The 20,960-nt window shown below is 71.6% G+C and carries 18 protein-coding genes; 13 read left to right on the top strand and 5 right to left on the bottom strand.

All coding sequences use genetic code 11. From position 1 onward, the window contains the following. The first annotated feature begins 11 nt into the window (after positions 1 to 11). Genes AC3RJ6_RS00090 through AC3RJ6_RS00075 form a run of 4 tightly spaced genes read left to right on the top strand, consistent with a single transcriptional unit; the run spans position 12 to position 4,529 of the window. A complete protein-coding gene (locus AC3RJ6_RS00090) occupies positions 12 to 1,442 on the top strand; it encodes a DUF1254 domain-containing protein (RefSeq protein WP_491424794.1) in 1,431 nt (476 codons plus the stop codon). Between the two features lie 2 nt (positions 1,443 to 1,444). After that, positions 1,445 to 2,116, top strand: coding sequence for a GAP family protein (locus tag AC3RJ6_RS00085; RefSeq protein ID WP_491424793.1), 672 nt, complete (start codon positions 1,445 to 1,447; stop codon positions 2,114 to 2,116). Further along, entirely contained in the window at positions 2,117 to 3,301 is a 1,185-nt protein-coding gene (locus tag AC3RJ6_RS00080; protein WP_491424792.1) for an AI-2E family transporter, read from the top strand. Then, positions 3,279 to 4,529, top strand: coding sequence for an AI-2E family transporter (locus AC3RJ6_RS00075; RefSeq protein ID WP_491424791.1), 1,251 nt, complete (start codon positions 3,279 to 3,281; stop codon positions 4,527 to 4,529). The genes AC3RJ6_RS00080 and AC3RJ6_RS00075 overlap by 23 nt, the downstream gene beginning before the upstream one ends. 97 nt (positions 4,530 to 4,626) lie before the next feature. On the opposite strand, the gene AC3RJ6_RS00070 is transcribed toward AC3RJ6_RS00075, so the two are convergent. After that, positions 4,627 to 6,951, bottom strand: a complete 2,325-nt coding sequence (locus AC3RJ6_RS00070) for an arylsulfatase (protein ID WP_491424790.1) — start codon at positions 6,949 to 6,951, stop codon at positions 4,627 to 4,629. A gap of 229 nt (positions 6,952 to 7,180) precedes the next feature. Between AC3RJ6_RS00070 and AC3RJ6_RS00065 the strand changes: the two genes are divergently transcribed. Beyond that, positions 7,181 to 7,615 carry a DUF6325 family protein gene (locus AC3RJ6_RS00065; RefSeq protein ID WP_491424789.1) on the top strand — a complete coding sequence of 145 codons (435 nt, stop codon included), beginning with the start codon at positions 7,181 to 7,183 and terminating at the stop codon, positions 7,613 to 7,615. A 2-nt stretch (positions 7,616 to 7,617) separates the two neighbouring features. Further along, positions 7,618 to 7,986 carry an SHOCT domain-containing protein gene (locus AC3RJ6_RS00060; protein ID WP_491424788.1) on the top strand — a complete coding sequence of 123 codons (369 nt, stop codon included), beginning with the start codon at positions 7,618 to 7,620 and terminating at the stop codon, positions 7,984 to 7,986. Positions 7,987 to 8,068: 82 nt separating this feature from the next. Here the strand turns inward: AC3RJ6_RS00060 and AC3RJ6_RS00055 are convergent, their stop codons facing one another. Beyond that, positions 8,069 to 9,691 carry an MFS transporter gene (locus tag AC3RJ6_RS00055; protein ID WP_491424787.1) on the bottom strand — a complete coding sequence of 541 codons (1,623 nt, stop codon included), beginning with the start codon at positions 9,689 to 9,691 and terminating at the stop codon, positions 8,069 to 8,071. A 176-nt stretch (positions 9,692 to 9,867) separates the two neighbouring features. Between AC3RJ6_RS00055 and AC3RJ6_RS00050 the strand changes: the two genes are divergently transcribed. Genes AC3RJ6_RS00050 through AC3RJ6_RS00040 form a run of 3 tightly spaced genes read left to right on the top strand, consistent with a single transcriptional unit; the run spans position 9,868 to position 12,971 of the window. Continuing rightward, positions 9,868 to 11,010, top strand: a complete 1,143-nt coding sequence (locus AC3RJ6_RS00050) for a type III polyketide synthase (RefSeq protein WP_491424786.1) — start codon at positions 9,868 to 9,870, stop codon at positions 11,008 to 11,010. A gap of 34 nt (positions 11,011 to 11,044) precedes the next feature. Further along, positions 11,045 to 11,806, top strand: a complete 762-nt coding sequence (locus tag AC3RJ6_RS00045) for a methyltransferase domain-containing protein (RefSeq protein ID WP_491424785.1) — start codon at positions 11,045 to 11,047, stop codon at positions 11,804 to 11,806. Positions 11,807 to 11,828: 22 nt separating this feature from the next. Continuing rightward, positions 11,829 to 12,971 (top strand): FAD-dependent oxidoreductase, encoded by a 1,143-nt coding sequence (locus tag AC3RJ6_RS00040; protein ID WP_491424784.1) that lies wholly within the window; start codon positions 11,829 to 11,831, stop codon positions 12,969 to 12,971. A gap of 12 nt (positions 12,972 to 12,983) precedes the next feature. Here AC3RJ6_RS00040 and AC3RJ6_RS00035 read toward each other — a convergent pair whose 3' ends face one another. Continuing rightward, positions 12,984 to 13,424 (bottom strand): nitroreductase family deazaflavin-dependent oxidoreductase, encoded by a 441-nt coding sequence (locus AC3RJ6_RS00035; RefSeq protein WP_491424783.1) that lies wholly within the window; start codon positions 13,422 to 13,424, stop codon positions 12,984 to 12,986. Positions 13,425 to 13,501: 77 nt separating this feature from the next. Between AC3RJ6_RS00035 and AC3RJ6_RS00030 the strand changes: the two genes are divergently transcribed. Then, the gene (locus AC3RJ6_RS00030) at positions 13,502 to 14,395 is read left to right on the top strand and encodes a LysR family transcriptional regulator (RefSeq protein WP_491424782.1); all 894 of its coding nucleotides are present in this window, start codon (positions 13,502 to 13,504) and stop codon (positions 14,393 to 14,395) included. Positions 14,396 to 14,420: 25 nt separating this feature from the next. Here the strand turns inward: AC3RJ6_RS00030 and AC3RJ6_RS00025 are convergent, their stop codons facing one another. Further along, a complete protein-coding gene (locus tag AC3RJ6_RS00025) occupies positions 14,421 to 15,143 on the bottom strand; it encodes a type 1 glutamine amidotransferase domain-containing protein (RefSeq protein ID WP_491424781.1) in 723 nt (240 codons plus the stop codon). Positions 15,144 to 15,276: 133 nt separating this feature from the next. Here AC3RJ6_RS00025 and AC3RJ6_RS00020 point away from each other — a divergent pair, with 133 nt between their 5' ends. Next, positions 15,277 to 16,203: an alpha/beta fold hydrolase gene (locus tag AC3RJ6_RS00020; protein WP_491424780.1), complete on the top strand. Its 927-nt coding sequence runs from the start codon at positions 15,277 to 15,279 to the stop codon at positions 16,201 to 16,203. A gap of 27 nt (positions 16,204 to 16,230) precedes the next feature. Here AC3RJ6_RS00020 and AC3RJ6_RS00015 read toward each other — a convergent pair whose 3' ends face one another. Then, positions 16,231 to 17,667 carry a PucR family transcriptional regulator gene (locus AC3RJ6_RS00015; RefSeq protein ID WP_491424778.1) on the bottom strand — a complete coding sequence of 479 codons (1,437 nt, stop codon included), beginning with the start codon at positions 17,665 to 17,667 and terminating at the stop codon, positions 16,231 to 16,233. A 136-nt stretch (positions 17,668 to 17,803) separates the two neighbouring features. Here AC3RJ6_RS00015 and AC3RJ6_RS00010 point away from each other — a divergent pair, with 136 nt between their 5' ends. Further along, positions 17,804 to 18,901 carry an alcohol dehydrogenase catalytic domain-containing protein gene (locus tag AC3RJ6_RS00010; protein ID WP_491424777.1) on the top strand — a complete coding sequence of 366 codons (1,098 nt, stop codon included), beginning with the start codon at positions 17,804 to 17,806 and terminating at the stop codon, positions 18,899 to 18,901. A gap of 122 nt (positions 18,902 to 19,023) precedes the next feature. Beyond that, entirely contained in the window at positions 19,024 to 20,397 is a 1,374-nt protein-coding gene (locus AC3RJ6_RS00005; protein WP_491426193.1) for an APC family permease, read from the top strand. Positions 20,398 to 20,960: the final 563 nt, after the last annotated feature.

The raw sequence follows: 20,960 nt of genomic DNA, 5'->3' as shown, positions 1-20,960 counted from the left end.
AGGCAACCAGCGTGAGCGCAACCGATGCGCTCGCGGAGGCGGTCCGCCGGGTGAGCACGCCCGACGAGGTCGAAACGCCCTTCGGGCGACTCGAGCTCTTCGACGGCGTGCCCCGCGAGGCATCCGTCGAGACGCTCTACGACGCCCTCGACCTCATGCGTGCCGCCGAGGCGTTCCTGAACGCGGTGCCCGGCGCGTCGCTCGTCGCCCTCCGCCGCGGGTTGCGCGAGGCGGGTCTCACGAGCGGCGAGATCATCGGCATCACCGACCCGAGGGCCAACTCGGGCAGCCTCTACCTCACCCCGAACACCGAGACGACCTACGGCACGACGTTCGTCGACCTCGCGGCGTGGGGTCCGACCGTCATCGAGGCGCCGCCGCAGTCGCTCTGCGTCGTCGACGACTTCTGGTTCCGGTACGTCGCCGACATGGGCATCGCGGGCCCCGACCGGGGTGCGGGAGGCAAGTACCTGTTCCTCCCGCCGGGCTACGACGGCGAGCGCCCCGAGGGCTACTTCACGTACGAGTCGCCGACCTTCACGAACTGGGTCGTGCTGCGCGCCCTCGGCGGGGTGCCCGCGATGAAGCAGACGCGCATCTACCCGCTCGCCGAGGCTGCGGCGCCGCGCGAGAACGTGTTCGTCGACATCGCGGCGGCCGAGGTCAACACGGTGCACTCGAACGACTTCGACTTCTTCGTCGAGATCGACGAGCTCATCCAGGAGGAGCCCGTCGAGGCGCTCGACGTCGAGCGGGCCGGCCAGCTCGCGGCGCTCGGCATCGTGCACGGCGCCCCCTTCGCGCCCGACGAGCGCCGGCACCGCATCCTCGACGCGGGCGCGAAGCTCGGCGCCGCGATCTCGCGGGCCCTCGTCTACAAGCCGCGCGACCCGGCCGCCTACTTCTGGGAGGGCGTCTCGTGGAAGAACGCCTTCGTCGGCGGCAGCTTCGAGTTCCTGCGGGACGGCGCCCGGCTGCTCGACGCACGCACGGCGTTCCACTACTTCGCGACGGTGATCACGCCGGCGATGGCGCACGCGCAGGTCGGTGCGGGGTCGGCCTACGCCTACACCGCCGAAGACGCCGACGGCCACGTGCTCGACGGCTCGGCCGACTACACCCTCACCATTCCCGCCGACCCGCCGGCGAAGAACTTCTGGTCGGTCGACCTCTACGACACGCAGACCCGGTCGCTGCTGCAGTCGGCGCCCTACCCGGCGCTGTCGAGCCTCGAGGGCACGGTGCAGGCCGAGCCCGACGGCAGCTGCGTGCTGCACTTCGGACCGGAGGCCCCCGCAGGGCGGGAGTCGAACTGGATCCCCACGATCCCCGGCAAGAGCTGGTTCCCGATCCTGCGTCTGTACGGCCCGCTCGAGCCCTGGTTCGACGGCAGCTGGCGCCTCCCCGAGATCGTCAAGCAGCAACAGGCGAAGGAGCAGTAGCAATGGGCAGCGTCATCGGAGACATCCTCCCCCTGGCCGTCGGTATCGCGATCAGCCCGATCCCGATCATCGCGGCCATCCTCATGCTCCTGTCGCCGAAGGCGAAGGGCACGAGCGTCGGCTTCCTCATCGGCTGGGTGCTCGGCATCGTCGTCGCGGTGGTGCTGTTCACCCTGCTGGCCTCCGTGATCCCCGAATCCGACTCGGATGCCTCCAAGCCGGTCGCGGGCACCATCAAGCTGCTCCTCGGGGCGCTCCTGCTGCTGCTCGCCGTCAAGCAGTGGCGTTCGCGCCCGAAGCCGGGCGAGGAGCCGGCGATGCCGAAGTGGATGTCGGCCATCGACCAGATGAACTTCGGCAAGGGCCTCGGACTGGGCTTCCTGCTCTCCGCGGTCAACCCGAAGAACCTCATCATGGGCGTCGGCGCGGGCGTCGCGATCGGCTCGGCCGGCCTCTCCGGCGGTGAGCAGACGGTCGCCATCGTCGTGTTCGTGCTCATCGCCGCGTGCTCGGTCGCGATCCCCGTGATCGGCTACCTCGTGGCCTCCAAGGCGATGGCGGGGCCGCTCGAGTCGCTGCGCGGCTGGCTCGTGCACAACAACGCGACCGTCATGGCCGTGCTGCTCCTCGTGATCGGCGTCGTCATGATCGGCAAGGGCATCGGGAGCTTCTAGGTGGGCGAGCAGGCCATGGCGATCGAGACGGATGCCGCTCAGCAGCGCCTCACCCCGGCGACGAGGACCCTGCTCGCGCTCGCCGCGGCGGTCGTGCTCTTCGCCGGGGTCTGGTTCGCCCGCGACCTGCTCGCCCCCGCGGCGCTCGGTGCGGTCGTCGTGATCATCGCGTACCCGCTGCGTCGCCCGCTCGAGCGTGCGGGTTGGCCGGTCTGGCTCGCCTCGACCGCCGTCATCGCGCTCGGCTACCTCATCCTCGGCGTGCTCGCGGTGCTCCTCGTGTACGCGGTCGGCCAGTTCGTGGCGATGCTGCCCGAGCTCGCGGGCGAACTGCAGTCGACGGCCGGCGGGGTCGTCGACTGGCTGAAGGGCCTCGGCTTCTCGGCCCCTTCCGCCCAGACCGCGATGGGATGGCTCGACCCCGCCGCGATCGGCGAGGCGGCGCTCGGACTCGCCGACCAGGTGCTCGGCTTCGCGACGGCGTTCTTCTTCGTGCTCACCTACGTCATCTTCATGACGGTCGACGGCGCCCGCTTCCGTGCGGCGGCGGCCGGGGCATCCGCCCGCATCTTCGGCACCCCCACGGCCGACGGCATCGCCCGCCGCTACTTCACGGGCGTACGGCGCTACTACGTCGTGAACGCGACGTTCGGTGCGATCGTCGCCGTGCTCGACGGGCTGCTGCTCTGGGCCGTCGGCGTGCCGATCCCGATCGTGTGGGCCATCCTCGCCTTCGTCACCAACTTCATCCCGAACATCGGGTTCGTCATCGGGCTCATCCCGCCCGCGATCCTCGCCCTCGTGGTCGGCGGATGGCCGCTCATGCTCACGGTCATCGCGATCTACTGCGTCATCAACGTCGTGCTGCAGGTGCTCGTGCAGCCGAAGTTCGTGAGCGACGCCGTCGGGCTGAGCCTCACGCTGACGTTCTTCTCGGTCGTCTTCTGGGCGTTCGTGATCGGACCGATCGGGGCGATCCTGTCGGTGCCGCTGTCGCTGCTCGTGCGCGCCCTGCTGTTCGAGCACGACCCCGGAGCCGTCACGCTGCGCCGGCTCAGCGGCGAGGGCGAGGACTCGTTGCGAACGCAGACATCACGCGGGATGCACGATGCCGCGGACGAGCCGAACCCCGATACTGGAACGCGAAGCCAGGAGGAACGCCATGTGGTGGAAGAAGAAGCATGACGACGCGCCGCCCGCGCAGCAACCCGCGCGCCCTGCGGCGACCACGGTGATCCCGCACCGCAACGCGTTCCTGCTGATGGGGTTCGCCGGGCTCGTCATCACGCTGTTCGGCATCGCGGCCATGCGCGACATCTTCTCGGCGATCTTCCTCGCGCTCGTGCTCGTGATCTGCGTGCACCCGGTGCGTCGCGGCCTCGAGCGGCGCGGGGTGTCGCGCGGCATCTCGACCTTGGTCGTGCTCGTCACGGTCGTGCTGCTGCTCGGCGGCTTCGTGTTCCTGCTCGTCATCTCGTTCGCGCAGTTCGCAACGCTGCTGCCCGACTACCTGCCCGAGTTCGAGACGTGGGCCAACTCCATCGAGTCGTGGCTCTCGAGCCTCGGTGTCGGGCAGGAGCAGATCAACGCGATGATGGGGTCGTTCAACCCGGCTGACATCGTCAGTGCGATCGGCGGCTTCGTGAGCGGCCTGCTCGGGGGTGCGGCCGGATTCATCTCGTTCGCCGTGATCCTGTTGACCATGCTCATGCTCATCACGTTCGACTCGTCGTACGTGCCGACGGTCGTCGCGGGCATCGGGCGCAAGCGACCCGAGGTCGCGACCGGCCTCGTGCGCTTCGCCGACGGGGTGCGTCGCTACATGGTCGCGACGACGGGGCTCGGCGTCGCGCAGGGCATCGTCAACTGGATCGCGCTCGCCCTGCTCGGCATCCCCGGTGCGGCCCTCTGGGGCATGCTCTCGTTCCTCTGCAGCTTCATCCCGAACATCGGCTACTTCATCGCCCTGATCCCGCCGCTCGTGTTCGGCGCCCTCGTCGGCGGGTGGCCGATGGTCGTCGCCGTCATCGTCGTGTACGGCGTCATCAACGCGGTGATCCAGTCGGTCATCCAGCCGCGGATCGTCGGCAACGCGGTCTCGCTCAGCCAGTCGCTCACCTTCGCGTCCGTGCTCGTCTGGGCCGTCATCCTCGGCCCGATGGGCGCCATCCTCGCCGTGCCGCTGACGTTGCTCATGCGGATGCTGCTCGTCGACACGAACCCGGCGACCGCGTGGGTGCTGCCGGCGCTCGGCGAGGTCGACGATGCGAAGCGCGAGATGAGCGAGCTCGATGCCGAGGCGAAGGTCGCCCGCATGCAGCGCCGCGTGGAGAAGAAGCAGGAGCACGCGGCCGTGCGCGCGGAGCACGCCGCCGAGAAGGCCGAGCAGGTCGACGAGACCGCGGAGCGCTGACCGGCAGGGGCACAAGCGCCGCCGCACCGGTCCCGGAACGACGGATGCCTCGGCGGGAATCTTCCCGCCGAGGCATCCGTGTTCGTGACGGAGCCGGCTACTCGCGGGCGAGCGCCGCGAGCGCCTCGAGCTCGAGGTCGAGGTACTGCTCCTCGCTGACGTCGACCCCCACGCCGAGCAGCTTGCCGCCCGTGAACGGGAACGAGTCGGAGTATTCGCTGCTCACGGCGTCGCCGCTGTCGTAGCCGACGCAGAGCCCGTCGCCGCAGAGCGTGAACTTGCCGACCTGCGCCCGCATCGGCCCCTCGGCGACGACCTGGTCGTCGACGTAGAGCTTGCAGGTGCCGACGGACTCGCCGTGCTCGCCGGCGCCCTCGCGGATGAACTCCATGCCGAGCGCGTGCTTGCCCGGCGTCAGCGCACCCGAGGTGAACCGCTGCTCGGGCGGGATGCCGAGGAAGTTGTACACGTACTCGAGCTTGCCGTCCTTGATGAACAGCGAGTGGCCGCCGAACCGCGAGCCGTGGGCGAAGAGCACGCCCTGCGCGCCCTCCTCGAGCACGACGTCCGCGATGATCTTGAACGACCGGCCGCGCACGTTGACGGCGACCGACTCGGCCACCGCGCCCGTGTCGGGGTAGTAGACGTAGCGCGTGCGCGGCGGCTCCGACTGCGGGCGCTCGATCGTGAGCTGGTCGCGCGCCGAGCGGTCGTCGAGCGGCAGCACGTGGTTCTTCTCCGCCTCCTCGAACCAGGCGTCGATGAGCTCCTTGAGCTTCTCGGGGTGCTCGGCCGCGAGGTCCTTCGACTCCGAGCGGTCGACGTCGACGTGGTACAGCTCCCAGCGGTCCTCGTCGAAGCGGCCGTGGCCGGTGAGCGGCGCGTGGATCGCGGCGGCCTTCCAGCCGTCCTTCCAGATGCCGCGCGTGCCGAGCATCGCGTAGTACTGCACGTGCTTCTCGGTGGGCCCGTCGGGGGCGGCGTCGAAGCTGTACTTCATCGACACGCCGTCGAGCGGGCGCTGCTTCACGCCGCGGAACTCGGCGGGGAACTCGATGCCGATGACGTCGAGGATCGTGGCGACGATGTCGGTCGAGTGGTGGTACTGGTGACGGATCTCGCCCTTCGCCGAGATGCCCGCCGGCCAGTGGATGACCATCGGGTCGCACGTGCCGCCCGCGAACTGCGAGTAGCGCTTGAACATCTGGTACGGCGTCGAGAACGCGGCCGCCCACCCGGTCGGGTAGTGGTTGTAGGTCTCGGGTCCGCCGAGCACGTCGATCTTCGACAGGTTCTCGGCGAGGTCGTCGGGGAACCCGTTGAAGAACTTGTTCTCGTTGACCGAGCCGTCGGGCGACCCCTCGCCCGAGGCGCCGTTGTCGGCGCAGTAGAAGATGAGCGTGTTCTCGAGCTGGCCCGAGGCCTCGAGGTAGTCGACGATGCGACCGATCTGCGCATCGGTGTACTCGCTGAACCCGGCGAACACCTCGGCCATACGGCTGAACAGGCGCTGCTCGTCGCCGGAGAGCGAGTCCCACGGCTTGACGAAGTCGGCCGGGTTCGCCTGGTCCTCGGGCAGCGGGTTGAAGGGCGTGAGGTCGGTGTCGGCCGGCAGCACGCCGCGCTCGACCATGCGTTCGAGCACCCACGTGCGGTAGGCGTCGTAGCCGTCGTCGAACTTGCCCTTGTACTTCTCGATGTACTCGGCGGGCGCGTGGTGCGGGGCGTGGTTCGCACCGGGGCAGAACCACGTGTACCAGGGCTTCGAGGGGTTCGAGGCCTTCTGGTCGCGGATCATGCGGATGGCCTGGTCGGCGAGGTCCTTCGAGAGGTGGTAGCCCTCTTCGGGCGAGTACGGCTGCTCGATGAACCGGTTGTCCTCGGTGAGGTCGGGGTACCAGTTGTTCGTCTCGCCGCCGAGGAACCCGTAGAAGCGGTCGAAGCCCATCGCGAGGGGCCACTGCGCCTTCGACCCTCCGGCCGAGACATCCTCTTCGGGCACGTTGTGGTTCTTGCCGACCCAGAAGGTCGAATAGCCGTTCTGCTGCAGCACCTGCCCGATCGTCGCGCACTCGGCGGGGATGTGACCCGAGAGGCCGGGGAAGCCGTTCGTGCCCTCCATGATGTTGCCCATGCCGTTGGCGTGGTGGTTGCGGCCGGTGAGGAAGGTCGAGCGGGTCGGCGAGCACAGGGCGGTGGTGTGCCACTGCGTGTACGTGAGGCCGTTCGCCGCGAGGCGGTCCATCGTCGGCATGTCGATGCGGCCGCCGTACGGCGACCACGAGGCCTGGCCGGTGTCGTCGTACAGGATCACCAGGATGTTGGGTGCGCCCTCAGGGGCTTTCGGAGTCTCGTACGGCGACCAGTCGGCCACCGAGTCGCGGACGTCGAGCCTGACGGTCCCCGTGAATTCCTTGGACATGTGGAGCTGCTTCCCCTCGTCGACTGCACGGGGCGGTTCCGCCCCGTTGTCGACGCTATCGGGAGGGGCCATGCCGGGGAAGGGCTCCTGCGGGTCGTGTCGCCAGAACGGGGGCCGGGCAGTTCGCGCTCAGCGAATGATCCGCCATGGTCGACTGCCCGCCTCCGGGGTTAGTCTTCGAGAGTCACCGGTGATCGCCGGTGGCTGATCGTCGAACCCAAGGGGAATCATGGCGGAGTTCGAGTACGGCCCGGTGGAGCTGTATCTGGTGGGATTCGAGGGGGACCGGCTGGATCCCGGCACGGTGGAGGCCCTCGAGGAGTTGGTCGGCGACGGCGAGGTGCGCCTGCTCGACCTCGTCATCGTGTCGCGCGAGCCCGACGGCTCGGTGCGCATCGTCGAGATCGAGGACGAGGGCGAGTCGTACGGCTTCGGCGTGCTCGAGCTCGAGCAGTCGGGCCTGGTCGGGGCGGAGGACGTCGACGACTTCGCCGAGCTCATCCCGCCGGGCACCTCGGCGGCGCTCGCGGCGTTCGAGCTGCTCTGGGCGAAGAAGCTCGCATCGCGCTTCGCCGCGGGCGGCGGCGTGGTGCTGTCGACCGAGCGCATCCCCGCGCCGGTCGTGAACGAGTTGCTCGCGCAGGCGAGCGGTGAGGAGAACTGATCATGCCTCTCGGTCGTATGGGTCGTCCCGGTCTCATCGGCATGGCCGCGCGCACCGCGGTCGTCGCCGGCACCGCGACCGCGGTCTCCGGCAACGTCGCCCGCCGCCAGAACGAGCGCGCGCAGCAGAAGTACGAGGCGCAGGCCTACGAGCAGCAGCAGCAGTACGACCAGCAGCAGGCGTACGCGCAGCAGCAGGCCGCCGCGCAGCAGGCCGCCGCGCAGCAGGCTGCGGCCCAGCAGGCCGCCGCGGCGCCCGCCGGCGGCACCGATGTCGTCGCCGAGCTGCAGAAGCTCGCGGCGCTCCAGCAGCAGGGCATCCTGACCCCCGACGAGTTCGCCGCGGCGAAGGCCAAGCTGCTCGGCGCCTGACGCCGAGACCGAACACACCGGATGCCCCGGGCGGAACCTCCGCCCGGGGCATCCGTCCGTTCACCCGTCGTCGCTGCGAACGTCAGCCGGCCGCCGCAACGGGTTCGCGGGCGGCGTCGCGCTTGCCGGGCAGGCGCCTGGTCGCCGGCAGGGCGAGCAGCGCTGCCGCGGCGCACGCGAGCATGCCGACCTTGACGCCCCAGAGCTGCGCGGCCGAGTAGTTCTCGACGAGGTCGTCGACCTGGTCGGCCGGCAGCCCCTGCTCGATGAGCGCCTGCTCGACCTCGGCGGGGGCGACGTACTCGATGCCCTGCGAGACCTGCACGGTCGCCTGGTCGCGCACGGCCGCCTCGATGTCGGGGTCCTCGGCGATGAGGCCGAGCACCGATGCGGCGAGCGCACCGATCATGAGCGAGCCGATGAGCGCCGTGCCGAGCGATGAGCCGAGGTTCTGGGCGGTGTACTGCAGGCCGCCCGCTTCGCTGCGGGCCTCTGCGGGCACCGACGACTGCACGACGTTGCCGAGCTGCGAGGCGAGGAGGCCGGTGCCGAGGCCGACGAGCGTCATGCCGATCGCGAACGGCACGGTCGCGAGCTGCGGTTCGATCGTCGCGATGATCACGAGGCACGCGAGCGTGATCGTGAGCAGCCCGGCACGCACGATCGCGCGCGAACCGAAGGCCGCGCCCACGCGGGCGCCGAGCGCCGCCGCGATGAGCATCGCGATCGAGGTCGGCAGCAGGCGGAGGCCGGTCTGGAAGGCGTCCATGCCCTGCGTGACCTGCAGATAGAGCGGCACCGCGAAGAAGATGCCGAGCAGTACGAGGTTCTGGGCGAGGAGGCTCGCGAGGCCCGAGCGGAGCGCGGGGATGCGCAGGTTGCGCACGTCGAGCAGCGGCACGCGTCCCGCCCCGGCGACATGGCGCTCCCAGGCGAAGAACGCCCAGAGCACGACGAGGCCGCCGCCGATGACGAAGGGGGTGAGGGCGAACCCGAAGGGCGTGATGGGCGACTGCACGGGCTGCACCCAGCCCCACGTGCCGCTCTGCAGCACGCCGACGACGACGAGCGCGAGGCCGAGTGCCGAGAGGAGCGCCCCGATGACGTCGAGCTTGAACTTCTCGCGCACGTGGTCGTCGGTGATCCACTTGCCCACCGCGAGCACGAAGATGACGAACACGACCTCGCCCGCGAAGACCCACCGCCACGAGTACTCGGTCGTGAGCCAGCCGCCGAGGAGCGGGCCGATCGCGATGCCGGCCCCCGCGACCCCGCCGATGATGCCGTACGCCCGTGCGCGGGCCGGGCCCTCGTAGCTGCCGGCGACGAGGGCGGCGAGAGCCGGCAGCACGAGGGCGGCGCCCGCGCCCTCGATGAACGACCAGCCGACGATGAGCACCTCGACCGTCGGCGCGAGCGCGGTCATGAGCGAGCCGATCGCGTAGATCACGAGCCCGATGCGGAACACCCGGAGCCGCCCGAACAGGTCGCCGATCTTGCCGCCCGTGAGCATGAGCGCGGCCATCACGAGCGCGTAGAGCGTGATCGCGAGCTGGATCGTCGACACCGTGGTGTCGAACTCCTCGACCAGTTGGCTGATCGACACGCTCATGACCGAGCTGTCGAGCACCATGATGAACTGCGCGACCGCGAGCGGGATGACCGCCCGAGAGGATGTCCTCGCCGTGTTCTCCGTCGTAGCCATGCATCCCCCCGCTCCGCGCTCGCCGGCCGATTGCCGATGATCGTGAGTGCAGGATACGGCTCCCGCCCTGCAGGTGGATACCCCGCGATGCAGGGTCCCGGGGCGAGCCTGCGAACCAGCGGTGAGCCCGCCGGAACCCCTTGCCGAGGCATCCCCCCGCGACCCTACGATGGGGCATGACCGTCGCACTGCGAGGACTCTCGACCGTCGTACCGCCGACCGTGCTCGTCCAGCCCGAGGTGCGCGACGTGTTCGCGGCGCAGCCGGGGCTCAACCGGCTCGCGCAGCGCATCATCACGACGAGCTTCGACGTCTCGGCCATCGAGACGCGGCACACCGTGCTCAGCGAACTCAGTCGCGACGCGAGACCCGACGATCCGGTGTTCTTCGACATCGGCTCGGGCGAGCTGCTCTTCCCCGGCACGAAGGCGCGCAACGAGCTCTACGCCGAGCACGCGACGAAGCTCTACGTCGACGCCGGCCGGGCCGCGATCGCCGCGACGCCCGGCATCGAGCCCGCTGACGTGACGCACATCATCACGGTGAGCTGCACGGGCTTCTACGCGCCCGGCCCCGACTTCATGATCGCGCGCGAGCTCGGCCTCGATGCGGGCGTGGAGCGCTACCACCTCGGCTTCATGGGCTGTTACGCCGCGATCCCGGCGCTGCGCCTGGCGAAGCAGCTCTGCGAGGCCGATGCCTCGGCGGTCGTGCTCGTCGTGTCGGTCGAGCTCTGCACCCTGCATCTCCGGTCGTCGAACGACCCCGACACGATCGTCGCGTCGTCGCTCTTCGCCGACGGCGCCGGGGCCGGAATCGTGACCGCGCGGGAGCCCGAACCCGGCGAGCCGGCCCTCGTGCTCGACCGGTTCGCCACCCGCATCACGCCGACCGGCGAAGGCGACATGGCGTGGAAGATCGGCGACCACGGCTTCGAGATGGTGCTCTCGAACGCGATCCCCGCGATCATCGACGAGCACATCTCGGGCGCCATGGAGCCCCTCTTCGCGCACGACGAGTCGCTCGCCGAGGCGCTCGCGACGGATGCCTCGGGGCAGGCGATCGAGCACTGGGCGATCCATCCCGGCGGGCGCAGCATCCTCGACAAGGTCGAGTCGCGGCTCGTGCTGAGCGAGGAGCAGCTCGTGCCTGCCCGCGACACGCTGCGCGACTACGGCAACATGTCGAGCGCGACCGTGCTGTTCGTGCTGCGGCGCATCCTCGACGGCGGGGCCGCCGACGGCGAGCGGGTCGCGGCGATGGCGTTCGGGCCCGGCCTCACGGTCGAGTCGGCGCTCATGACGGTGGCGTCGCGGTGAGCGCTCCGGGGCCGGCCGGGATCGGGTGCCGGGCGTGACTCCGGGCGGCGGGATCTGGCAGTCGCTCGCCTCGAGGGACGAGCGCGTCCGCGAGGTGATGGACGACCCCGGCTGCGACCCCGAGATGCTCGCCCGCACCTTCGAGCAGTTCCACCTCGTGAACACGGTCGTCTCGGGCGCGGGCGCGGCGTACCGCGACTGGATCCGTCCCCGGCTGTCTCCCGTGTGGACGACGCGTCTGCTCGACGTCGGCACGGGCGCCGCCGACCTGCCGAGGCGCTGGCTGCGCTGCGCCGCCGGCGAGGGCATGCGGCTCGAGGTCACCGCGATCGACCCCGACCCGCGTGCGCTCGCCGCAGCGCGCGCCGCCGTCGAGCGCGACCCGGTGCCCGGGCTCGAACTGCTCGGCGTGACCACCGGTGAGCTCGCCGACGCCGACCGCCACTTCGACCTCGTCGTGTCGAACCACCTGCTGCACCACCTCGACGGCCGCGAGTTCGGCGCCCTGCTCGCCGACTCGGAGCGGCTGGCCGAGCTCGGCGGCACGGTCGTGCACGGCGACATCGAACGGAGCCGGTTCGCCTACGCGGCGTTCGCGGCCGGCACCCTGCCGTTCGCCGCGAACCTGCTGCGCGGCTCGTACATCCGCGCCGACGGGCTCGCCTCGATCCGGCGCAGCCACACGGCGGCCGAGCTCGCAGCGGTGCTGCCGGACGGTTGGCGCGTGCGCCGTGCCGCGCCGTCGCGGCTCGAGGTCATCTGGCAGGCCGACGCGGCTGGCCGGCCGCGCGCCTGAGCCGGCGCCGGAGAGGATGCGCATGCGGGAGGCGGTCGACGTCGTGATCGTCGGCGGCGGTGCGGTGGGGCTCCTGGTCGGATGCCTCGCCGCCCGTCGCGGCCTCGAGGTCGCCGTGATCGAACGGCGGCTCGAGCGGTCGACGAGGCCGAAGGCGATCGGCGTGCACGCGCCGGGGGTGCGCGCGCTCGCCACGGCCGGCGTCGCCGTCGAGCTCGAGCGGCTCGGCACGCGCATCACCGCCGGCGAGGTCGGCTGCACCGGGCGCACGCTCGGACGGATGCGGTTCGCGTCGGCGTCGACCGTGTTGTCGGTGCCGCAGCATCTCGTGGAGGCGGCGCTCGAGCGCCGCCTCGCTGAGCTCGCGCCGTCGGCGCTGCGCCGCGGTGCCGAGGCCGTCGCGATCGGATCGTCGGCGGTGGATGCGACGACGGCGGTGACCGTGCGCCTCGCCGACGGCGCGGAGGTCGATGCGCGGTGGGCGGTCGTCGCCGACGGCGTGCGCAGTCCGATGCGGGCCGGGCTCGGGCTCGGGTGGCGCCGTCGGCGCGGGGCGGCGGCGTACGCGATGGCGGACGTGCCGGGACGGAGCGACGGGGTCGCGCGACTGCACTTCGAGCCCGGCGGGGTGGTCGAGGCGCTGCCGCTGCCGGGCGGGTGCCGCTGGGTCGCGCACCTCGGCCGGGTGCCTGGCCGCGAGCTGATCGACGCGGAGCGCTTCGTCGCGATCGTGCGGCAGCGCGTCGGGGTGCGACTCGACGCGTCAGCCGTCGAGCCGAGCACGTTCGACGCGCGACAGCACGTCGCCACCCGGTTCGCGACGGGGCGGATCGCGCTCGCCGGCGACGCGGCGCACGAGGTCAGCCCGATCGGGGGGCAGGGCATGTCGCTCGGGTTCCTCGATGCGGTCGCGCTCGCCGACGCCCTCGGCGCCGCGGTCGACGCCGAGGGCCGCGGCACCGTCGTCGCTTCGCCCTTCGCGGGTTACGACCGGACGCGCCGGCGCGCCGCGCGCCGCGCCTGCCGCCGGGCCGCGTTCAACATGGCGATGGGCGCGCCGGCACGAGGCATCCGCCTCGCCCTGCGGAATGCGGCCGTGCGCGTGCTCGCCGTGCCGCCGCTGCGCGCCGTGCTCGCTCGCACCTTCACGATGCAGGGTCTCTGAGGTGCTCCCGCGTCAGCGCACGACGCGCGTGAGCACGAAGACCGGAATGAGTCGGTCGGTCTTCGTCTGGTAGTTCGCGTAGTCGGGCCAGGTCTCGTTCGCGCGGGCCCACCACTCGTCGCGCTCGGCGCCCTCGACCTCGCGGGCGACGTAGTCGTGCTTGCGGTCTGCGTCCTGCAGCTCGACCTCGGGGTGCGCCTTGAGGTTCCAGTACCACTGGGGCTGCTCGGGCGAGCCGCCCTTCGACGCGACGACCGCGTACTCGCCGTCGTGCTCGACCCGCATGAGCGCCGTCTTGCGCAGCTTGCCCGACTTCGCGCCGCGGGTCGTCAGCACGATGATGGGTCGTCCGCGCAGCGTGTTCGCCGACGCCCCGTCGGACGCCTCGAACCGCTCGGCCTGCTTGCGGGCCCAGTCGGCGGTGCCGGGTGCGTACTCGCCCTCGAGTGGCATGGATGCTCCTTCACGATCGTCTCCTCTCGACAACCGGGCCGGGTTCGCGGATCTTCCCGTGTGGCAGAATCGCGCCGATGGCGGCCCACGATCTCGAGCATCTGCGCACCTTCCTCACCGTGCTGCGGGCGGGGTCGGTGAGCGAGGGCGCACGCCTCGTCGGCATCTCGCAGGCGACGGCGAGCGCCCACGTGCAGGCCCTCGAGCAGCAGCTCGGTGCGACCCTCTTCGAGCGCTCTCCCGGCGGTGTCGCCGCCACGCCGCGCGCGCTCGCGCTCGGGCGGCGGATCGCCGCGCATCTCGACGCGCTCGACGACGTGCTCGCCCCCGCGATCTCGGGCGAGGCCGTCACGATCGTGCTCGGCGGCGCGGCCGAGTTCCTCGGCGAGGTGGTCGCCCCGCAGCTCGAACGGCTGACGGATGCCTCGTCGGTACGCGTGCGGATGCGATTCGGGCTCGCCGAGCCGTTGCTCGACGAACTGCGCGAGGGCGGGCTCGACCTCGTCGTGAGCTCCGTCCGGCCCGCGCGGAAGGGGCTCAGCGCAGCCCCGCTCGTCGACGAGGAGTTCGTGCTCGTCGGGGCGCCGGTGCTCCGGCCCGACGGCGCGCCCCCGCTCGACGAGGCCGCGCTCGCCGCGGTGCCGCTCATCGCCTACGGCGACGAGCTGCCGATCGTGCGCCGGTACTGGCGGTCGGTCTTCGGGCACCGGCCCGACGAGCTCGCGGTCGCGGCCGTCGTGCCCGACCTCCGGGCGATCCGGGCGGCCCTGGTCGGCGGCGCCGGCATGTCGGTGCTGCCGGCCTACCTCGTGCAGCACGAGCTGGATGCGGGCGAGCTCGTCGCCCTCCACGAGCCCGAGTTCGCGCCGCTCAACACGCTCTACCTCGTCACGCGAACGGGCGAGCTCGAACGCCGCGGTCCGCTGCGGGCGGTGGCCGCGGCGCTCCACGAGCTCGCGGCGCCGCGCTGACGGCGGCCTGCGCGGCGCCGGGTCGTCAGGCCGCGAAGTGCCGAGCCCGCTCGCCGAGGGCCGCGAGCAGGGCGGCGGCGACGGCCTCGCTCGACTGCGGGTTCTGGCCCGTGATGAGGTTGCCGTCGCGCACGACGTGGCTCGACCACGGGTCGCCGCCCTCGACGCGCGCGCCGCGCTCGGCGAGGGTCGTCGCGACCAACCAGGGCGTGCCCGCGCCGAGGCCGCCGGTGCGCTCCTCCTCGTCGGTGAACACCGTGACGGACCGCCCGGCGAAGGCGAAGGCGCCGTCGTCGAGCGTCGCGCTGAGCAGTGCGGCCGGGCCGTGGCAGAACGGTGCGATGAGCACGTCGGCCGCGTCGGCTGCGATGAGGGCGGCGCCGACCCCCGCATCGTGCGCGAGGTCGACCATGGGGCCGTGTCCGCCCGGGAGCACGACGGCGTCGAACGCCGTGGCGTCGAGGTCGGCGACGGATCTCGGCGCCGCAAGTTCCGCCTCGATCGTCTCGAGGTAGGCGCGGAGATCGTCGACCTTGGCGGCGTCGCCGACGATCTCGACCGTCAGCGAGCCGGGATCGACCGGGGCGGGTGCACCGCCCGGGGTCGCCAGGGTGATCTCGGCGCCCGCCGCGGCGAGTGCGCGGTGGGCCACGACGAGCTCTTCGGCCCAGAAGCCCGTGGGATGCGGGGTGCCGTCGGCGAGCTCGATCGCGTCGGCGGCGGTGACGATCATGAGGATGCTGGTCATGGGGTTCCTTTCGACCCCGCGAGTCTCGCGCCGAGGCATCCCGTTCGGGCATCGGAAAACCGATGGCGGGTATCGTCTGCGCAGTACCCTGATTTCACGGGTTACGGTCCGAGCGCATCGGGACGGAGTCGACGTGACCACCTCGGCAGCAACGGTGCAGCAGGCGCGTGAGCGCTTCCTCGAGGCGGAACGTCGCCTCTGGCTCGATCACGCGGGGCGCGAGCCCGGTGCGCAGTGGATGGAGCTGCCGACGCTCCGGTCCCGGGTGCGACTGCTCGAGCTCGGCGAGGGGCCGACGCTGCTGTTCCTGCACGGCGGACCGAGCGCCGCGTCGTGCTGGGCCCCGCTCGTCGGCCGGCTCACCGGGTTCCGCCGCGTCCTGATCGAGCGGCCCGGCTGCGGGCTGAGCGAGCCCGCGCAGGCCCGCATGAGCGTGCGCGAGCACGGGGCGGCGCTGCTCGCCGATGCGCTCGCCGCCCTGCCCGCTCCGCCGATCGCGGTCGTCGCGAACTCGTTCGGCTCCTACCTCTCGCTCGCCCACGAACTCGCGCATCCCGGGGTCGTGCCGCGCTACCTCCACTTCGGATGTCCGGCGCCGTCGCCCGGGTCGCGGGTGCCGACGGCGTTCGTGCCGTCGATGATCCCGGGGGTGAGCGCGCTGCTGCGGCGGTTCGGCACCTGGACGGCGGACTCGACCCTGCGCAACTTCACCGTGATGGGCCACGACCGGGAGGCGATGTCGCGCCCAGCCCTCGCGTCGTTCCTGCGCTGGTACACGGCGCTCATGACGTCGACGCCGACCCGGGCGAACGATCAGCGACTGTTCGGGCGGATCCGACCCCGCGATGCGCTCCGACCTGATCAGCTCGCCGTCGCCGACGTCCCGATGCACTTCTTCTGGGGGCGAGACGACACCTTCGGGGGCGAGCGCTCGGCCCGGCGGTTGACCTCGCTGATCGCCGGGTCCGAGCTGCAGATGATCGACGGCGGCCACCTGCCGTGGCTCGATGACCCGGCAGCGGCCGAGGAGTTCGTGAGACGGGTGCTCGACGGGCGGTGAGCGGTCCGGCGCATCGGCGACCCCGCGTCAGCGCTCGAGCGCGCGCACCGCGAGCCAGGCGGCGGTGCGGTCGTCGGGGCTCGACATCGACAGCCCGGTGAGCTCCTCGATGCGCAGCAGTCGCGAGGCGAGGGTCTGGCGGTGCACGCCCAGCGCCGTCGCGGTGGCGCCGAGCGCGCCGTGCTCGGCGAGGTAGACGCGCAGGGTCTGCACGAGTTCGCCGTGCGCGCCGTCGGCGCCGCGCAGCGGGTCGAGCAGCTCGCCGACGCGCGCCGTCGTCTCGACATCGAGGTGCTCGAGCACGTAGGCGACGGTCGGCAGCGACCGGTACCGCACGACCGTGCGCGCCTCGGCGACGGCGGACTCGTGCGCCTGCCGCGCCTGGCCCGCACTGCGTGCGAGCGCATCGGTCGGGGCCGACGAGCCGAGGCCGAGCCGCAGCACCGGTCGCCCGTCGATGGTGAACTCCAGGGCTCGGCGGGCGAACGCGTCGACGTGGTCGTCGCGCAGGAACCCGAGCACGCGCTCGTGCGCCTCGGTGACGACGTGCACGGCGCCGAGCTCGTCGAGCCAGCGGGTCACGAGCCGCTCGAGGTCGACGGCCTTCGACCGGCTCGACAGGGCGAACGCGGTGAGGCTGCGTTCGCGCACGCCCCAGCGGCGGAGCAGGTCCGACGCATCGCTCCCGCCCGCGAGCAGGGTGTCGACTATGACCGCCCGACCCAGGCGCTCGGTGCCGGTGTGGTCGTGCGTCCGCAGCACGAGGTCGAGGAGGGCCGCCGCCTGCGAGGCGAGGTCGCGACTCCGGCTCGTCGACCCCTCGCGCGAGGCGATCACGAGGTGGGCGGTGAGGTCTTCGCCCGGCCCGACCGGGTGCACCTGCAGCCCGGGGTGGCGCACCCGCACGGGTCGGTTGAACGCGACCGCGATCGCATCCTGCACGTGCAGGCCCCCGGCGCCCGCGGTCGTGATCACCTGGCCGTGCACGTCGACGAGCACGGCCCAGCCGTCGATGCGATGCGCGAGCTCGGCGATGACGGCCTTCGCGCCGCCCCGCCGCGCGACCTGGGTGAGCACCTTCGTGCCCGTGGTCACGAGCCGGTCCTCGGCCGCCTGGTCGGCGGCGAGCAGGGCCACGAGGGTCGGCAGCAGCGCATCCGGCGACGGTGCGGCGCCGATGAGCCCGGTGGCCCCGGCGGCGTCGAGCGCGGCGCGCAGCTCGGCCGTGTCGCCGCTCGTCACGAGCACGGCGGCGGCGAGTTCGCCGGAGCGGTCGTCGCCCGCGCCGATCGCGGCCGACAGCTCGTCGGGCGCCCCGACGACGAGGGTCGCGAAGGCCGGATGTCCCACCACCGCGAAGTCGGCGAGCGGCACCGCGGAGTCGACCGGGACCGAGCCGTCGACGCGCCCGCCCACGAGCGCGGCGCCGAGGTGCGCGGCGATGGAGTCGAGTCGGCGGGCCACGCTTCGAGTGTACGAAATGTCGAAGCACGGCAGTCGTGTTCACACTTCTTCGCAGTGACGGCGATGACGTGGCCTGCCTACCATCGGCTTGCCCGGGCACGAGATCCCGCCCGGACGAGCGATCCGAAGGAGCATCATGAAAGCCATCGTCTTCCGTCAGCCGGAGACGCCGATCGAGGTCGCCGAGGTCGACCTCGCCGCCCCGAAGGCCGGCGAGGTTCGCGTGAAGATCGCCGCGGCCGGGGTCTGCCACTCCGACCTGCACGTGAAGCGCGGCGAGTGGGATGCGCCGGCGCCGCTCGTCATGGGCCACGAGGGCTCGGGCGTCGTCGTCGAGCTCGGCGAGGGCGTCACGTCGCTCGCCGTCGGCGACCACGTCGTGCTCAGCTGGGTGCCGCCGTGCGGCGAGTGCCGCTACTGCCGCTCGGGTCACGAGGCGCGCTGCCAGAAGGTCGCGACGGTCGTCGCCCCGAAGGGGGTGCTCTTCGACGGCACCTCGCGGCTCGCGCTCCAGGGCGAGGAGGTGCACCACTACCTCGGCGTCTCGTCGTTCGCCGAGGAGGTGATCGTGCCCGCGTCGGGCGCCGTGAAGGTGCGCGACGACGCGCCGCTCGACGTCATCGCCGTCGTCGGCTGCGCGGTCGCGACCGGTGTCGGCGCCGTGCTCAACACGGCCGCCGTCGAACCCGGCTCGACCGTCGCCGTGATCGGCTGCGGCGGCGTCGGCCTCAACGTCGTGCAGGGCGCGAAGCTCGCCGGCGCCGAGCGCATCGTCGCGATCGACGTGCTGCCCGAGAAGACCCAGCTCGCCCTGCAGTTCGGCGCCACCGACCGGATCGACGCCTCGCAGGGCGACGCGGTCGAGCAGCTCATGGAGCTCATCCCCGACGGCGTCGACTACGCGTTCGACGCGATCGGCCGCACCGTCACGACCGAGCAGGCGATCCGCATGCTCGGCCTCGGCGGCGCCGCCGTCATCGTGGGGCTGCCGCCGACGGGCGCGAAGGCCTCGTTCGAGCCGCTCGTGCTCGCCGAGGCCGATCAGCGCATCCTCGGCTCGAACTACGGCTCGGTGCGACCGTCGATCGACATCCCCGCGCTCGTCGACCGCTACATGGACGGCCAGCTGAAGCTCGACCCGCTCATCTCGGCCCGCCGGCCGCTCGCAGAGGCCGCCGAGGCGTTCGACGACCTCGAGTCCGGCGAGGCGCTCCGCACGTTGCTCATCCCGTAACCGCCCACCCCCACCCGCCCACCGCATCACCCGACTCATTGGAGAGTTGCCCCATGTCAGCCCCCACCCAGACCGGCGCACCCGCGTCGGCCCCCGTCGACGCCGGCCTCCGCCGCGGCGTCATGAGCGGGCCCGAGCTCGCCGCCCAGGCCATCGCCAACATCGCCCCGAGCGCGGTCATCGCGTTCACCGCCGCCGGCATCTACATCGGCGCGGGCAACGGCACGATGCTCTCGTTCGTGCTCGCCACGCTCGTCATCCTCGCGGTCGGCTACTGCGTCGCGGTCTTCGCGAGGCGGCACGCCTCGGCCGGCTCGCTCTACACGTACGTCGCGAAGGGCCTGGGCCCGTTCGGCGCCTACCTCGCCGGCATCGCGCTCCTCGTGGGCTGCTGGGGCATCGCGGCCGGTTCGCTCGGCGGCGCGGTCTCGTACATGAACCAGTTCCTCGTGCTCATCGGCATCCCCGCCGAGGGGCTCGGATGGTCGCTCGCGCTCGCCGTCGTGCTCGGCGGACTCGCGACGCTGTTCACGATCCGCGGCATCCGCCTGTCGGCCCGGGTGTCGCTCGTGCTCGAGCTCGTCTCGGTCACGATCATCCTGATCCTGCTCATCCTCGCGCTCGTGTGGGCGGGCCCGGCCGCCTGGGACCCGGCGCAGTTCTCGCTCGAGGGCGTGCCGTTCCAGGGCGTCGCCGCGGGCATGGTGCTCGGCATCCTCGGCTTCGTGGGCTTCTCGTCGGCCGACGCGCTCGGCCGCGAGGCGAAGAACCCGTACACCGCCATCCCTCGCGCCATCATGTGGAGCGCCGTGACCGTCGGCATCCTCTACGTGTTCTCCGCCTACACGCAGATCGCGATCCTCGGCGAGGACCTCGCCACGGTCGCGAGCCCGCTCGAGGCGATCGCGACGCAGATCGGCATGCCCGCCTGGTTCGCCCCGATCCTCACCTTCGGCGTCGGCGCCTCGTTCTTCGCGGTGGTCGTCGCCCCGCTCAACGTCGTCGGCCGCATCGTCTACGTCATGGGCAAGGAGAGGGTCGTCGCCGAGCGCTTCGGACGCACCCACGACACGCACCTGACGCCGCACCGGGTGCTGCTCGTCGCCGGCCCCGCGGCGATCGCGCTCGACCTCGTGCTGCTCGCGATCGGCGTGAACCCGATGGACATCGTCGTGTGGGTCGACACCTACGGCACCTACGGCTACATGGTCGCCTACGCGCTCGTCGCGATCGCCTGCGTCGCCTACACGCGCCGCGAGCAGATGCGCAACGGCCTCGTCTGGTTCTGCGCGGTCGTCTCGGTGGGCGCCATGGCCTACGTGTTCTTCGCGAACGTCTGGCCGGTGCCGGCCTGGCCGCTCAACGTGATCCCGTACCTGTTCCTCGCCACGATGATCGCCGCGATCGCGTGGTACCTGCACCTCGCCAAGCACCGCCCCGAGGTCATCGCGAACATCGGCAACACCGAGACCGACGCGCTCGAGGGCGTCGGCTGAACGACGCCCCGCTCGCACCGACGGCGCCCCTCCCCACCGGGAGGGGCGCCGTCGGCGTCTACCGCGACCGTTCGGCAGGCGCCAGGCGCCCGGCGCCTGCGCCCGCGTGCGCATCGAGCCGCGAAGGCCGGTGGATGCCGCGGCGGAATGCCGCGAGCGGGGCCCGAGAACGAGCGCGACACGCCCGGGATGCACGGCCGATTTGTCGCTTGGGCGGTCGGCCGCGTAGATTCTTTCTTGTCGCCACGGCGGAGCGGAAAGCGAGAAGCGGACCGGCCGCGAAGACGATGATCTTAGCCAAATAACCTCGAAGGCGCAGTATTGCGACTCGGTGATTTCAAGCCTAAGATGAAACTCCACCTCAACTGATGGCACAGCTTCTGGCTGGTGTCGATCACGCATGTGATCCGATCGCGTATCGGAGGCCGGCGAAGAGGTGGTATGTTAGACAGGTTGCCCTGAGGGCAGGTCGAAGAGACTGAAACTCGGGTGCGTCCGTTCCTTGAGAACTCAACAGCGTGCACTATGTTCAATGCCAATTTTTTGAACCCCGACTCACTCTT

It is taken from the genome of Agromyces cucurbitae (assembly GCF_058349945.1).
This window is presented reverse-complemented; position numbering and strand designations above follow the sequence as displayed.

What these genes read in the sequence shown, in the direction of transcription:
- AC3RJ6_RS00085 (WP_491424793.1), top strand. Translation starts at nt 1,445, where the DNA reads ATGGGCAGCGTCATCGGAGACATCCTCCCCCTGGCCGTCGGTATCGCG.
- AC3RJ6_RS00075 (WP_491424791.1), top strand. Translation starts at nt 3,279, where the DNA reads ATGTGGTGGAAGAAGAAGCATGACGACGCGCCGCCCGCGCAGCAACCC.
- AC3RJ6_RS00070 (WP_491424790.1), bottom strand. Translation starts at nt 6,951, where the DNA reads ATGTCCAAGGAATTCACGGGGACCGTCAGGCTCGACGTCCGCGACTCG.
- AC3RJ6_RS00065 (WP_491424789.1), top strand. Translation starts at nt 7,181, where the DNA reads ATGGCGGAGTTCGAGTACGGCCCGGTGGAGCTGTATCTGGTGGGATTC.
- AC3RJ6_RS00060 (WP_491424788.1), top strand. Translation starts at nt 7,618, where the DNA reads ATGCCTCTCGGTCGTATGGGTCGTCCCGGTCTCATCGGCATGGCCGCG.
- AC3RJ6_RS00055 (WP_491424787.1), bottom strand. Translation starts at nt 9,691, where the DNA reads ATGGCTACGACGGAGAACACGGCGAGGACATCCTCTCGGGCGGTCATC.
- AC3RJ6_RS00050 (WP_491424786.1), top strand. Translation starts at nt 9,868, where the DNA reads ATGACCGTCGCACTGCGAGGACTCTCGACCGTCGTACCGCCGACCGTG.
- AC3RJ6_RS00040 (WP_491424784.1), top strand. Translation starts at nt 11,829, where the DNA reads ATGCGGGAGGCGGTCGACGTCGTGATCGTCGGCGGCGGTGCGGTGGGG.
- AC3RJ6_RS00035 (WP_491424783.1), bottom strand. Translation starts at nt 13,424, where the DNA reads ATGCCACTCGAGGGCGAGTACGCACCCGGCACCGCCGACTGGGCCCGC.
- AC3RJ6_RS00030 (WP_491424782.1), top strand. Translation starts at nt 13,502, where the DNA reads ATGGCGGCCCACGATCTCGAGCATCTGCGCACCTTCCTCACCGTGCTG.
- AC3RJ6_RS00025 (WP_491424781.1), bottom strand. Translation starts at nt 15,143, where the DNA reads ATGACCAGCATCCTCATGATCGTCACCGCCGCCGACGCGATCGAGCTC.
- AC3RJ6_RS00010 (WP_491424777.1), top strand. Translation starts at nt 17,804, where the DNA reads ATGAAAGCCATCGTCTTCCGTCAGCCGGAGACGCCGATCGAGGTCGCC.
- AC3RJ6_RS00005 (WP_491426193.1), top strand. Translation starts at nt 19,024, where the DNA reads ATGAGCGGGCCCGAGCTCGCCGCCCAGGCCATCGCCAACATCGCCCCG.